The organism is Acetobacteraceae bacterium (genome assembly GCA_039613835.1).
Taxonomy (GTDB): domain Bacteria; phylum Pseudomonadota; class Alphaproteobacteria; order Acetobacterales; family Acetobacteraceae; genus Sorlinia.
This window is the reverse complement of sequence record CP154827.1, coordinates 1,828,892-1,842,693: the sequence shown is the minus strand read 5'-3', so window position 1 is coordinate 1,842,693 and position 13,802 is coordinate 1,828,892. Positions and strand designations below refer to the sequence as shown.

The following is a 13,802-nucleotide window of genomic DNA, read 5'->3' as shown; positions in this document are numbered from 1 at the left end:
GGGACCAAAGGCCGCACCCGGAAGGGCAATAGCGAACCGTCCCCAATAGACCCTTTGGTCAAGAGGTGAACTGCGCTATGCCTAGCACCACATAACGCGTGCCGCAAACAATAGAATGCAAAATTTCGAATCCGTGAATAATAGGGATGAAGTTTGTCCCATTTTGACGTGATAATGACTATCATTCACTATTTCGATCCCCGGATTTGGAGAAAGCTTTATCAAGGTATTGGCCACACCGAATAAGGGCAATATGCGTGAAAGCCTGTGGGAAATTACCAAGATGTTCACCTGATGGGCCAATTTCTTCAGAAAATAACCCGACATGATTGGCGTAAGATAAAATCTTTTCAAATAAGAGACGCGCCTTTAACAAATCACCCGTGCGGGCGACGCACTCGATATACCAGAAGGAACACATTGTAAACGTGCCTTCACTTCCTGACAAACCATCCCCCGCATGGTCATCCTTGCCGTCATAATCCTTTTGCGTGCGGTAACGATAGACATGACTGTCATCAAGCAATTGAGCGCCAACCGCCTCCAGAGTCGACAACCAGCGTGGATCATGATCGGAAATGAACCCCATAAGCGGCATCATCAGGCATGAGGCATCAATCGTCTGCCCGCCTTTATATTGTACGTAATAACCCAGCTCCTCATCCCAGAACCCGGTCTGAATATCATTATAAATGGCGCTGCGTTCCCGCACCCAGACATTGATCGCGCAAGGCAGGCCGCGTTTCTGCGCCAGACGGATCGCCCGGTCAAACGCCACCCAACACATGACGCGTGATGTCAGGAAATGCCTTCGCCCTCCCCGGACTTCCCAGATGCTCTCATCTTCCTGATTCCAGTTGAAACAAAGCCAGTCGATCCCCTCACGCAGGGCGCGCCATGCTTCCCAGCTCAGTCTTTCACAATTTTCATCAGCATGGAAAATCGCGTCCATGATCTCGCCGATAATGTCGAGCTGAAGCTGACCTTCCGCCGCATTACCGATACGGACCGGGCGGGAATTGCGATAACCCCTGAAATGCTCCAGCTCAGTTTCGGACGACATAGGCTGGCCATCAATCGCGTAAAGCACTTTCAGCCGCGCCTGGCCGGGATGCGCCTCAACCCGCCGCGCATGTACCCAGCGGATGAAAGCCGTCGCCTCCTCCTTATGGCCTGTCTGCATGAAAGCATAAACCATAAAGGACGAGTCGCGGATCCAACAGTAACGGTAATCCCAGTTCCGTTCTCCACCGACATCTTCCGGAAGGCCGAAAGTCGCCGCCGCAACCATTGACCCCAATTCGTGCGATGTCAGAAGCTTGAGCGCCAGCGTGGAACGGATGATCTGATCATGCCACCGCCCGTGATAATTTGAGCGCGCCACCCAGTCGCGCCAATAACTATCCGTCTCTTTAAAGAGCGAGACGAGCATTTCATCATCTTCACAGAAATTCTCTTTATGCGTTTCCCCATCCAGTGAGAAAAACGCAACCTTGTCAAATTCGAGGCAGAACTCGGCCACGACATCATTGCCTTTGACAATCAATTTGACGGTCGAGCACAGTCGCAATCTCGGGAAGAGGGGGTCGTCCGGCTCAAAAATCACCACATGCGACGATAATTGATGCACTTTATGGCCCGTGCGCGCGTAATTGAAGCGGGGGGCGCAGCGCATGTCGAACCTGATCCCGCCGCGTATCGCTTTCACGCGCCGGATCAGACGCTGCGTCTGAGAAATCGGCGCAGGCACCATGAAATCCGAAATCTCACTGACGCCGCTGGAGGATAGGACCCGCGTGAGGATGATGTTCGTATCCGGCATGTAGGCCTGACGATATGACCCATCATTAAGAACCGGCTTCAGGGTGAAACTCCCGGCTTTCTCCTCCAGCAAATGTGCAAAGACACTCGGGCTGTCAAATCGTGGCCAGCACATGAAATCAATGGACCCGTCAAGAGCGACCAGCGCCGCCGTGCGCAGGTCCCCTATGACAGCGTGGTCTTCGATCGCCATAGCCATGATGCGACCTCCTTTTAAGATACAGCGTCCCTGTGCTTATCGTTCGGTTCAGTCAATGAGCGGAAGCCACGATCTCCCGTCACGTTCAAGAAGCTGATCCGCTTCCTTCGGCCCTTGATCACCCGCAGCGTAAAAGCAGAGCTTCCGATTTTTGGGCGGATTGACGCTTTCCAATGCTGCCCAGCCCGCTTCAATCGTGGCAGCGGATTGAAACAACATCTGGTCACCGCACATGCAGTCATAAAGCAACGCTTCATAACCAACATTGGCGCGGCTTTTAAAAAAATCATCATAGCGGAAGGTATTTTGCACCGGGGTCGTGACCTCCTCCAGTCCGGGCTCCTTCACCATGAAATGCATGGCCAGGCCACGGATCGGGTCAAGCTGAAACCTGATGACATTTGGCATCGAGTCCGCTGAACCCTGTTTGAAAAGCTGATACGGCGTCTTTTTAAAAATGACCGCAACCTCCGTCTTCCGCGCGGCGAGGCGCTTGCCGGTGCGCAGGTAAAACGGGACACCCGCCCAACGCCAATTATCAATGTGGAGTTTCAGCGCCGCGTAAGTCTCGACGTCACTCTTCGGATCAACATCCGGCTCATTCCGGTAGGCAAGCCGTTTTTCACCCTCAACTTTCCCCGCCCGATATTGCGCGACGACGAAATCCTTGACCTTGATGGGTCGGATCGCATCAAGCAGACGCGTTTTCTCTGACCGGACGACTTCCGCCGCAAGGGAGCTGGGCGGCGCCATACCTGTGATGCTCAGAAGGACAAACAGGTGATTGGGCACCATGTCGCGCAGCGCGCCGGTGTCCTCATAAAACTTCCCGCGTTTTTCAACGCCAATCGTTTCGGCCGCTGTGATCTGGACGTAGTCAATATATTCCTGCCGCCAGAGGGGCTCAAATAAAGCATTGGCGAAACGGATGGCCATCATGCTCTGGACGGCTTCCTTACCGAAGAAATGATCAATGCGGTAAATCTGATCCTCACGCGCATTGGCCAGCGCGACTTTGTTCAGCGCCTTGGCGGAGGCCAGATTATAGCCGAAGGGCTTTTCAATGATCACACGGCGGAAAAAACCATCCTCTTCGAACAGCTTTGCCTTGCCGAGACTTTTAAGGATCGTCCCGAAAAACTGGGCGGCCAACGCGAAATAGAAAATGGCAGAGTTATTGCCTAGTGATGTGGCCACGCGCTGGTAAATTTCCGGCTCCGTAATGTCGCCTGCCAGAAATTCGACATTTTTCATCATTTTCTGCCAGACGCTCTTATCGAGACGCCCATGGGCAAATTCACCGGCCTTGTCTTTGGCAAAGGCGGAAATCTCGTCGAAAAGATGTGCCGACCACGCTTCCGGCGTCATCTCCATCCGGTCAACGACGATGATGCGGAATTTCCGTGATAAAACGTCCATCGCCGCCAGATCATAGAGCGACGGCACAAGGAGGCGTTTCGTCAGATCGCCACCACCGCCGAAGATAACAAGGGTGCAATCCGGTGCGCGACGCGGAACATCCGCCTTAGACGTGGAAGACTTCGTCTGACCGGTCATAAACCGTCTCCTTTATATGTGGGATATTATGTGTCGCTGCCTCTTCTCATGCTATAACGCGCGTTAACTTGCGCAAGATCAAGCCCGATCACCTCGAAGTGAGTTTGTCATAAGTTTTTGAAGTCAAAGCGGATTTCGCGGCTTCTTCCGGCGCGATATTCTCCCAGCCACCGCCAAGCGCATTATAAAGGCGCGTGAGATTGGCCGCGACCGTCATGGAGCTGTCCGCGACCTGCATCTCAGCATCCAGAAGCGCCTGCTGGGCGGAGAGAACATCCAGGTAAGTGACGAGACCGGATCGATATTGATCTTTCGCCAGGTCAAGCGCACGACGCGCCGCCGCAGAAGCTGAGACCAGGCCCTGATGGCGCTTCTGCTCATCCCGATAGGCCACAAGCGCATTATCGACATCCCGCCATGCGCCGAGCACGGTCTGGCGATAAGTAATGGCCGCCGTCTGTTCAGCATATTTGGTCAGCATCAGATTGCCGCGCAGGCGCCCACCCTGGAAAATCGGCAAGGAAATGGACGGACCGACATTCCATGCCCGCGCATTCCAGAAGCCAAGATCACGGAAGGACAGGGTCTGAAGCCCGAAATCGGCACTGATGGTGACTTTCGGATAAAACTCCGCCTCGGCCTCCGCAATATTGGCGACCGCCGCGTGGAGTTGTGCTTCGGCCTGCCGGATATCGGGACGACGCCGCACTAGGTCAGACGGAAGCCCGACGGGCACGCGCGGCGGCACGACCGGGATGCCCGCCGTGCGTTGCAACTCATCATCGAGAGAGCCTGGCGGCAAACCCAGTAACAGGTTAATGGCATTAATCTGCTGCGTAACGTGCTGCTTCATCTGGGCGATCTGCGCCGTCGTCGTGTCAAGTTGCCGCTGTGCCGATTTGACGTCTAACTCCGTCACCAGCCCGACATGCTGTCGCTCCCGCGCGAGATCCAATGTCCGCTGCGCGGTGGCACGGTTTTCCTTCAAGATGCGCAATTGTTCCTGCAGGCCGCGCAGGGCGAGGTAATCATAGGCCAGATCGGCCTGTTGCGCGATAATGACGGAACGCCTCTGCTCATCCGTTGCCTGCAACATCGCCTTAGCGGACTCATATTGCCGCGCGACCCGGCCCAATAAATCCAGCTCATATTGTGCGTCAATACCTGTCTGCCACTGATTAAGCTGCGGCACGACGACATTACCAATGCTCTGGTCAAGGAGGGTGGCATTTTGCGCGCCGAGCGAGTCCCTGCAGTTCTGACCGATCTGGGAAAGGGCCCGCTGGAAGAACTTCGTAATATACTGGGAGCGCTGATAACTGCCCATCGCGCTGAGAGACGGGTAGCGCCCGGCACCCGCAATCATCAGCTGGGCACGGCTTTGCGCCAGTTGCGTCGTGGCGCGCTGGATATCGAGGTTCTGAGATGCGAGGCGGGATTGCAGAGACGATAATTCAGGGTCGTTGAAGAGGCCCCACCAATTTGCCTCCGCCGGATCTTGCGTCGTGCGACTTGTCACCCCCGCCTCACCCTCTCGTTCGGGCATACGATACTGGTTCGGCGTCCATGGTTTAGGACGATGGAATTTCGGCCCGACGCAGCCCGACGTCAGGATGAGCGCCATGGCAGGGAGGAGCGCTAATTTATGGTAAGCACGGCGCATGACGCAGCGACCCTTCATAAATGGCATTTCAGTTAAAAACAGGTGAGGGGCGGATCTCAATGCATTCCCCCCTCGCCGCTGCTTTTTTCCGCAGTTGGCGAAAACAGGAAGCAGAACGGCACGACGCAGAACGGCACGATACCGATCTCCATAAAGACCTGATTATAGGCAAGCATCGAAACCTGCTGTCGGAATGTCTCATATAATTGATGCGTCGCGTAGGAAGATGCCTGACTCGCAGACATACCCACTTCCACCGCGGCGCGTTTAACGACAGCGAGATAATCCTGATAAGCCTGATGATAAGGTGTCATGTCATGGACGATCAGACTTTGGCGTTTCTGCTGGGTCTCAATCACAAAAGCCGTGGCAAATGAAATCGCGAGCGAGCCGATGTAATTTCGCGCCATGCTGAACATGGCGGACGCATCGGCATTAAGATGTCGCGGCAATGTCGAATAAGCGATCGTGGAAATCGGCACGAACAGAAAAGCCAGCGTCGCAGTCTGAAAAACGCGGCAGAGAACAAGAAAATTATAATTCGTCGTGGGCTGAAGCTGCGCCGAGTAAAAAAGGGAACACCCCATCAGGAAAAAGCCGAGCGCAATAATATTTCGCGTTTGGAATTTTCCCATCAGCTTCCCGACAATCGGGATCAGAATAATGACAGCCACACCCCCCGGCGCCAGCACCTGGCCCGAAAGGGTCGCAGTATAACCAAGTATCTGTTGCGCAAATTGCGGGACAATAATGGCCGCAGCATAAAGCAGCCCCCCCACCATCGCGATCAGAAACGTGCCCACCGCAAAATTGCGGTCCTTGAAGATGTCGAGATTCAAAAGCGGGTTTTTCGCGGTGAGAAGCCAGATGATCGAGGCGATCACACAGAGGAGACCGATGACGGCCATCGTCACGATAAAGCCGGAATGGAACCAGTCATCGTCCTCACCACGATCCGCCATGACTTCCAGGCAGCCGAGGCCAAGCGTGATCAGTGTCATCCCGATCACATCAATACGCTCACGCTCCGGCTTGACCCAGAGTGGATCCTCAACAAGTGCGTAAACGCCGATCAGCGTCAGTATGCCGAATGGCACGTTGACGTAAAAAATCCAGCGCCAGGAGAAATTATCAACGAGGTAACCGCCCAGAAGCGGGCCAAGAATGGGGGCCACGACAATGGCAATGGCTGTCAACCCGAATGCAGCCCCGCGTTTTTCGGGCGGAAATGTGTCAAGAATGATCGATTGCTGTATCGGCTGTAACCCGCCACCGAAAAACCCTTGCATCAGACGGAAGATGATGAGCACAGGCAGGCTGTCGGATAATCCACATAGGAATGACGACACGGTGAACATCAGGATACAGATCAGAAAGTAACGTTTGCGCCCGAAGACTTTGCTGAACCACGCGGAGATTGTCAGCACCACGCCATTGGCGACAAGGTAGGAGGTCAGCGCCCACGTCGCATCATCGTATGAACTGCCGAGCGCACCGGAAATATGCGGCAGCGCCACATTGATGATGGTGGTGTCGAGAACCTCCATGAAGGCGCCCAGCGTCACCACGACCGCGATCAGCCATGGATTATATTTGGGGCGCCAATTTTCTTGGTCGCTGGTCGAAGCGTCGGTCATCTCATCGCGCTCACTTCACGTAAACGGTGGGGATGACGGACACGCCGAGCGGGAGGGGATGGTCAGGGTCAAGACCTTTATCGATCAGGATCTTGACCGGCACACGCTGCACGATCTTGACGAAGTTACCCGTCGCATTCTCAGGCGGGAAGGCACTGAAAGCAGCGCCAGCGCCGAGCTGGATGGAATCAACATGCCCCTTGAGATGTAGGGATGGATAGGCATCGACACTGATCTCCGCCTTTTGGCCCGGCTTCATCTTCGTGATCTGCGTTTCTTTATAATTGGCCGCAACCCAAACCTCAGGCGCGACGATTGAGAAGAGTTTCTGCCCCGTCTGGACGAAATCGCCCTGCTCAACATTACGCTGCGAGATCCAGCCATCATGAGGCGCCCTGACCTGCGTCCACTCCATATTGAGTCCTGCAAGCTTCAGATTGGCCTCAGCAACTTTCAGGGAGGCGCGTTGCTGCGCAAAGATATCTTCCTGATTTTTGATGTTCGGCTGGACGGGGCGCGCCTGCTCGAGCTGGCCTTCAGCCTGGATGACACGCGCACGCGCCTGCTCCAGCGCCGCTTTGGCGTAATCAACATTTTGCTGCGTCGTCGCCGCGCGGGAGACGCGCTGCTGGCGTTTGAAATCCGTCTCAGCCTTGAAGAGGTCGGCTTTTGCGGCGGCAAGGGCACCCTGCGCCGAGGTGAACTGCCCGGGAAACTTCTTGGACGCGACAATCAACTGATTTTCAGCGCCGGACAGGTTTGCGCTGGCCTGCGAGAGTGAGGCCGTCGCCTTATCGAGGGACGCACGGTAATCCCGGTCATCAATCGTGAGCAGAACCTGGCCTTGCCTGACAAATTGATTGTCATTAACGCGCAGATCGGTCACGTAACCATTCACGTGCGGCGCAATGCTGATTTTGCGCCCCTGTGTGTAGGCGTCGTCCGTCTCAATATGGTTCCGGGTGAGAAACCAGTAGAAAAGCCAGACCACGGCAAGGAGAATAACGCCCGCGACCAGGAGCTTTTTCGTCAGAGGGGTGAGGCCTTTCTTTTTTTTGTCCTTCCCCTCGCCCGGCTTGTCATCCTGGTCGTTCTTCGCCGGCTTCCGGTCCTGCTGGCTGTTATCCGTCATTCAATGTACCGCGTCCCAGCGGCCTCCCGTCGGCGAGTCAATTTCGACTGGCAAAATGTCATCTTGAAACAGATTTTCCGCCAATGACCCTCGACCGGCTTGCGCATACCCAGTTGGAAGGGGAAGCCTTCTTGTTGGTCTGGAAGAAAATCTGCGACTACAAAGTTCGCTAAATTGCCGGTACTTAACCATGCGCGTCAAGAGGAGAGACAAGACAAGTCGCGCAAGACGGCGCTTCGCTCGCCTTTAATCAGGCCCATTTTGTCGCGCCGGGAAAGAAATTACCCTATAATGAGGGCGTTATGTATCGTCAAATTCCGAAGTCTTGAAATACCGAATATATCTACCCGATTGACGATATCGCGGTCGGGGACTGGTTCGCTTCAAGCCCATTCCTTCGGCGAAGGACAGATCACGACCACTCGATTTCAGGGTTTTGTGAACGCAGCTCATTTAACTGTCGAAATCAAAGCGTAAATGATTGCTTGATCCGACGAGTCAACTACCTTGCTTAACCGTTTCTGCCATAAACTGTCTATCCTCAAAACAACCGGGCGACGGAGGCCCACGTAACGCGGATTGGTCAGGGTAAGTCTGCAATATCGTAACGAGTTGCAGCTTAGCATAGGGATAAGGCGCGGGGTTGCATAACTAAGATACAAATGTAAATATTAATTTAATAATTGGTCTGGACACCTTAATTTTTTCGATAGGGAATTGCGTGCCGAAATGTCTCAAGGGCGACGCCGGTCAACGTGAATGAGATTTTCCGGGTGGAAGAAAGAATGAGCCCGCGAGACGCGCGGAGGCATTGCACCGTTGCCTTTCATGTCGTTGGAAAATCATTTCTGTCAGTGCACCACGTCACCCCCGTCGCGTGGCACGGCGCTGACTTTCAGATGCCCGACATTGTGCGACTTGATGAATGGAGGAACTGGGAAACGTGTACGAAGAGATGATCCGTAACATCGTGCAAAAATGGACGTTGTTTGACCCGACCGTGGGACCATTAATGCCATCCCCATATGATTTCGTAACGGATGTCTCTCGGGAAATCAGCCGTTTTTCTTAGGCACCGGGATCACCGACAACATTTTCCCTGCAGGGGCAATGGATTGTCGCAACGTCATCAACGGATGTACCCATCCTTTTGATCTGCACGATCTCACCATCATCATGGGTTTCATCCTCAGGGACAGGCGCGATGAGGCGGAGAAATCACCCTCACTCCACCATAATCGGGGCCATCGTGACATGGTTTTCGCCAACACCATGACGGGCATTTCTTTCCCCGGATTTATCTTCCGGTAAGTCACTTCAGAGCTCGCCTCGGGGGCAGCGAACTGGCACGAACCCTCTATGTCGTCACGAGCTTGAAACCGATGGCGAAAAGCACGACGCCCAGAATAGCCTGCTGAAATCTCGCGGGCATCACATCGATCGACAGGCTTCCCAACATGACCCCCGGGATTGACTCGGCAAGCAGGAAGGCGAGTAGTGACAGGTCAACCGCGCCGAACGACCAATGCCCCAAACCCGCCACGAGAGTCAAAGGCACGGCATGAGCGATGTCGGCGCCGACGGAAGATATCGTGACAAGAGCGCCGAGCGCCACCCCAAGCATGACTATCAGTAAAGTGACGTGTCGATCTTCCAACTGATTCCCACGATTTTGAGCCCAACGCTGTATTTCACGGCGAAAAAGCACGCTTGGTGCCGTGATCAGCAGGGCCACCCCAATCGCGTGGGTCATGAAATGCGCGACGCCATCCGACGGGGCGCCGACACCATGCAGAATGCCCAAGGTGATGAGTGTCGCCGGGATACTGCCCATCGCAAGTAGCCTCACAATGGACCAGTCGACGATCCTTTGACTCCCATGCACAAGGGTGCCGACAGATTTTGTCATCGTCGCAAAAAGGAGGTCAGTGCCGACAGCCGCCTGAGGATGAATACGGAAAAACAGGATGAGGATCGGCATCATGAGTGACCCCCGCCCACGCCCGTCATCTCAACCAGAAATCCGACCAGCAATCCTGAGAATGCATATGCGTAATGGAATTCAGTTAAACCCCTAAAACCTTTATTTTTGTCGCCTCAAGAAAATGGAGTATGCCTGCGCCGGAAATTAATTTCACTATTTTTGTTGTTTATATTTTTATCACCTCGCGCCCGTCGAGTCTGTGCTGACTTGCCTTAAAACTGGAGTCAGTCGATATTGATACGAAATAAATCTAAATTGGAAAGCGCAAAATGTTGGAAATTCAAGTTAAAGCCGCAGCAACAATTTTTGAAGCTGAGCATGACTCGCAAACCGGACGTTATTTTGCCATCCTGATCCCTCAGGATGACGATCTATCTTCCGGGATTTGCGAAATGCTTGATCATCGGGCCAACGGTACCCTGCGTCGCGTTGCGGAAATCACAAAATTCAGAGGCGAGCGCGATCAATCCTGCACGCTCATCGCGCCCTGCCCTGAAATCGCCCAGATTGTTCTTGTTGGTTATGGCGAAGAGGCGAACCTTACCCCCAACCGTGTCGAGAACGCGGCCGCCCTCGCCGTCTCTCTGTTCAAGAAGGCGGAGTCCGTCAGCATGGCTTATGTCGGACGCGCCGAGACATTTGCCGCTCATGCGGCTTACGGCGCCACTCTGGGGCAATACCGGTTTTCACGTTACAAACATGATGCGGAACTGGCTTCATCACTACGCAAGCTTGACCTGTTTGTCGAGGATATTGACGCGACAACAAAACAATGGGCACGGCTTCAAAGTATCGCGCTTGGCGTTTTCCGAACACGCGACCTGGTGAATGAGCCGGGCAATATCCTGCATCCGCCGGAATTCGCTAAACGCATCGAAACGCTGCGCGATATTGGCGTCTCAGTGACGATCCTGACGGCGTCAACCCTTCGGGAGCTCGGATTTGGCGCGCTTTTGGGCGTTGCGCAGGGTAGTGACAAGGAAGCCCATGTCGCCATCATGCAATATACCCATTCCGATAATCAGAGCGATGCGCCTATTGCCTTGATCGGTAAGGGCGTCACTTTTGATTCAGGCGGGATTTCCATCAAACCGGCAAACGGAATGGAGGAGATGAAGACGGATATGGGCGGTGCTGCCGCTGTGATCGGCACGATTGAGGCCCTGGCGCGCCGCCATGCACGTGCCAATGTCGTGGGTGTCGTCGGATTGGTGGAAAACATGCTTTCCGGCAACGCGCAGCGCCCTGGCGATATCGTCACCAGTTATGCCGGTAAAACAATCGAAGTTTTGAATACCGATGCTGAAGGGCGCCTCGTTCTCGCCGATGTGCTTGCCTACACACGGAATATTTACCGTCCTCAGCTTATGATTGATCTGGCGACACTCACAGGTGCCATCGTAATAAGTCTAGGGCATGAATATGCCGGGATTTTCAGCAATAATGAAACGCTCAAAACGCGGCTGATTGCGGCAGGCGAGACTTCCGGCGATGCGGTGTGGCCAATGCCCATGGGCCCCGCTTATGATCGCGAAATCGACTCCCCCATCGCGGATATGAAAAATATCGGCAGTCGCGCAGGTGGTTCCATCACCGCGGCGCAGTTTCTGGCGCGTTTCGTGGGTGACACGCCATGGGCACATATCGACATTGCCGGTGTTGCCGCGCGGAATGACGCCGCACCGACCTGCCCGAAAGGTGCTTCCGGTTTTGGTGTAAGGTTGTTGGACCAGCTTATCTACCTTTATGAGTCGGGTGAAAATCTCATATGACGGCTGAAATCGGCTTTTACCATTTAAGCCGATCCCGCCTTGATCAGGCGTTGGGGCAGCTTCTGGCACGCAGTTTAAGTGCGGGCCAGCGCGCCGTCATTCGGTGTCGGGATGCGGCACAGCTCCAATCCCTCAATGCAGCGCTCTGGAAATTGGACGACTCCCCGTGGCTGCCGCATGGCAGCAAAGCCCAGGGCCAAGGGGAGCGACAGCCCATCTGGTTGACTCTCGATCATGACGTGCCCAACGGGGCACGCTTTCTGTTCCTGATGGCCGGCGTCGAGTCAGATGATGCTACGGCGTTTGAGAGAGCTTTCATTGTTTTCGACGGCGCCGATGAAATCGCCGTGAGTTGGGCGAGGGAAAAATGGTGGGGCTGGGCCGCGCAGGATCTCCCCCTTTCCTACTGGCAGCAAACGGAGGATGGGTGGAAAAACAGGCCGACACGCGGCAGAAAACGTAGGTCGGGACCATCCACTTACGAAACGCCTCCGCCTCACTTCGTGAGATGATGCTCCGTCTCCGCCCATTTGCGGAGCAAAGGGTAGGATTGCTGGTAAAGCGCAAATTTCTCATCATAGAGCTGCCGCAATTCGGGGTTCGGGACATATTGATGCGCGACGTCCGGCTTCGTGCAGATGTCGGTAATCCCGCCATCTCCCGCAGCAATCCGCGCCAGGCGCGCGGCCCCGAAGGCACCGCCATAATCACCGTCTTTCAGGCATGATAACGTCATATTCACGACGGACGCGATGATAGAGACCCATATGGGACTTTGAGACCCCCCACCCACCACCATGGCGTGGGTCACCTCACCTTTTTCAATGCCGAGTCCGCGCGCAGTGTCCCGTAATAAGAACGCGACTCCCTCAAGCACGGACCGCGTCATCTCTGCGCGTTTGACGGCGCAATCAACCCCGAGAAAGCCGCCCCGAATGAGGTCATCACTATGCGGCGTCCTCTCTCCCGACAGATAAGGGAGAAAGAGCGGTCGCGCGGGACGCGTGATCTGACGCGGTACCTCATCAAGTAATTGCGCCTCCGACATGCCGGTGATTTCTGCCCACCATCGGAGAGAGGACGCAGCGGATAAAGTCACGCCCATCTGGTGCCATCGGTCCGGAATCGCATGGCAAAAAGCGTGCAGCCCCCTGCTGGTCTCGGGCCGAAAATCCCGCGTGGTGCGCCATATCACGCGGGATGTGCCGAGCGAGATGAAGCTGTCCCCGTCCTCAATCTCACCAAGCCCGATTGCGACCGCCGCATTATCGCCCGCGCCGCCCGCGAGCATGACGGCGTCGCCCATGCCCCAGTGCGTGGCGAGAGACTTCCTCAAGCAGCAGGTCGGAGCGCTTCCCTCAACAAGTCGCGGCATGGCATCCGGACTGAGCCCGCACGCCGCCAAAGCCTCGGGAGACCAGCTGCGATGCCGCACATCCAGCCAAAGCGTGCCGGATGCATCTGAAACATCCTCAATCATTTCCCCAAAAAGTTTGAAGCGCAACCAGGCTTTCGGGAGCAGAACCTTACGGACCTGCCGAAAAATATCAGGCTCATGGTTCCGCACCCAAATCAGCTTCGACGCGGTGAAACCGGAAGCCGCGCGGCTTCCGATTACAAGCCGCGCTCCGAGAAAGCGCTTTTCAAAAATCTCACACTCAGCCTGCGCGCGCGTGTCATTCCACAAAATGCAAGGCCGGAGCACCTTGTTTGCAGCATCCAGCAGGACTGCGCCGTGCTATTGGCCGGACAGCCCGAGCCCGCGCACTTTCTTCAGATCTTTCGGTCGTTCACACTTTAGATCATCCAAAATGCGGCACAGCGCTTGCCATCAGGCTTCAGGATCCTGCTCCGACCAACCGCGATGGGGCGACTGTGCCTCAAGTTTTTCAGTGCGGGACGCGACGACTCTCTGGTCACTATCGAGGAGGAGCAGTTTTATGCCGGATGTACCCGCATCAATCCCGATATACATGGCCCCTCCCTTACGTAGCCGTGATGTTTGCACAGCAAAAAGGGCGCGTCCAGAACGCGCCC

General features: G+C 55.1%; 9 protein-coding genes and 1 pseudogene. 3 read left to right on the top strand and 7 right to left on the bottom strand.

The genetic code is table 11. From position 1 onward, the window contains the following. Positions 1-181: 181 nt before the first annotated feature. The 5 genes from AAYR33_10195 to AAYR33_10175 form a co-directional block, all read right to left on the bottom strand. Complete coding sequence (locus tag AAYR33_10195) at positions 182-2,020, bottom strand: glycoside hydrolase family 15 protein (protein XAO71307.1); 1,839 nt, start codon at positions 2,018-2,020, stop codon at positions 182-184. A 48-nt stretch (positions 2,021-2,068) separates the two neighbouring features. Further along, positions 2,069-3,577, bottom strand: coding sequence for a glucose-6-phosphate dehydrogenase (gene zwf / locus AAYR33_10190; GenBank protein XAO71306.1), 1,509 nt, complete (start codon positions 3,575-3,577; stop codon positions 2,069-2,071). Positions 3,578-3,665: 88 nt separating this feature from the next. Then, on the bottom strand, positions 3,666-5,258 hold the full coding sequence (locus AAYR33_10185) for an efflux transporter outer membrane subunit (protein ID XAO71305.1): 1,593 nt from the start codon (positions 5,256-5,258) through the stop codon (positions 3,666-3,668). A 38-nt stretch (positions 5,259-5,296) separates the two neighbouring features. Next, positions 5,297-6,877: a DHA2 family efflux MFS transporter permease subunit gene (locus AAYR33_10180; GenBank protein ID XAO71304.1), complete on the bottom strand. Its 1,581-nt coding sequence runs from the start codon at positions 6,875-6,877 to the stop codon at positions 5,297-5,299. Positions 6,878-6,887: 10 nt separating this feature from the next. Beyond that, positions 6,888-8,009, bottom strand: a complete 1,122-nt coding sequence (locus AAYR33_10175; protein ID XAO71303.1) for an HlyD family secretion protein — start codon at positions 8,007-8,009, stop codon at positions 6,888-6,890. Positions 8,010-9,119: 1,110 nt separating this feature from the next. On the opposite strand from AAYR33_10175, the gene AAYR33_10170 reads away from it, so the two are divergent. Further along, entirely contained in the window at positions 9,120-9,320 is a 201-nt protein-coding gene (locus tag AAYR33_10170; protein XAO71302.1) for a hypothetical protein, read from the top strand. A 46-nt stretch (positions 9,321-9,366) separates the two neighbouring features. Here the strand turns inward: AAYR33_10170 and AAYR33_10165 are convergent, their stop codons facing one another. Next, positions 9,367-9,993 carry a sulfite exporter TauE/SafE family protein gene (locus AAYR33_10165; protein ID XAO71301.1) on the bottom strand — a complete coding sequence of 209 codons (627 nt, stop codon included), beginning with the start codon at positions 9,991-9,993 and terminating at the stop codon, positions 9,367-9,369. A gap of 269 nt (positions 9,994-10,262) precedes the next feature. Here AAYR33_10165 and AAYR33_10160 point away from each other — a divergent pair, with 269 nt between their 5' ends. Further along, the gene (locus tag AAYR33_10160; protein ID XAO71300.1) at positions 10,263-11,765 is read left to right on the top strand and encodes a leucyl aminopeptidase; all 1,503 of its coding nucleotides are present in this window, start codon (positions 10,263-10,265) and stop codon (positions 11,763-11,765) included. After that, complete coding sequence (locus AAYR33_10155) at positions 11,762-12,277, top strand: DNA polymerase III subunit chi (protein XAO71299.1); 516 nt, start codon at positions 11,762-11,764, stop codon at positions 12,275-12,277. The genes AAYR33_10160 and AAYR33_10155 overlap by 4 nt, the downstream gene beginning before the upstream one ends. Here AAYR33_10155 and xylB read toward each other — a convergent pair. Beyond that, a pseudogene (gene xylB, locus AAYR33_10150) lies at positions 12,262-13,740 on the bottom strand (xylulokinase). The gene AAYR33_10155 and the pseudogene xylB overlap by 16 nt on opposite strands. Between the last annotated feature and the right edge of the window lie 62 nt (positions 13,741-13,802).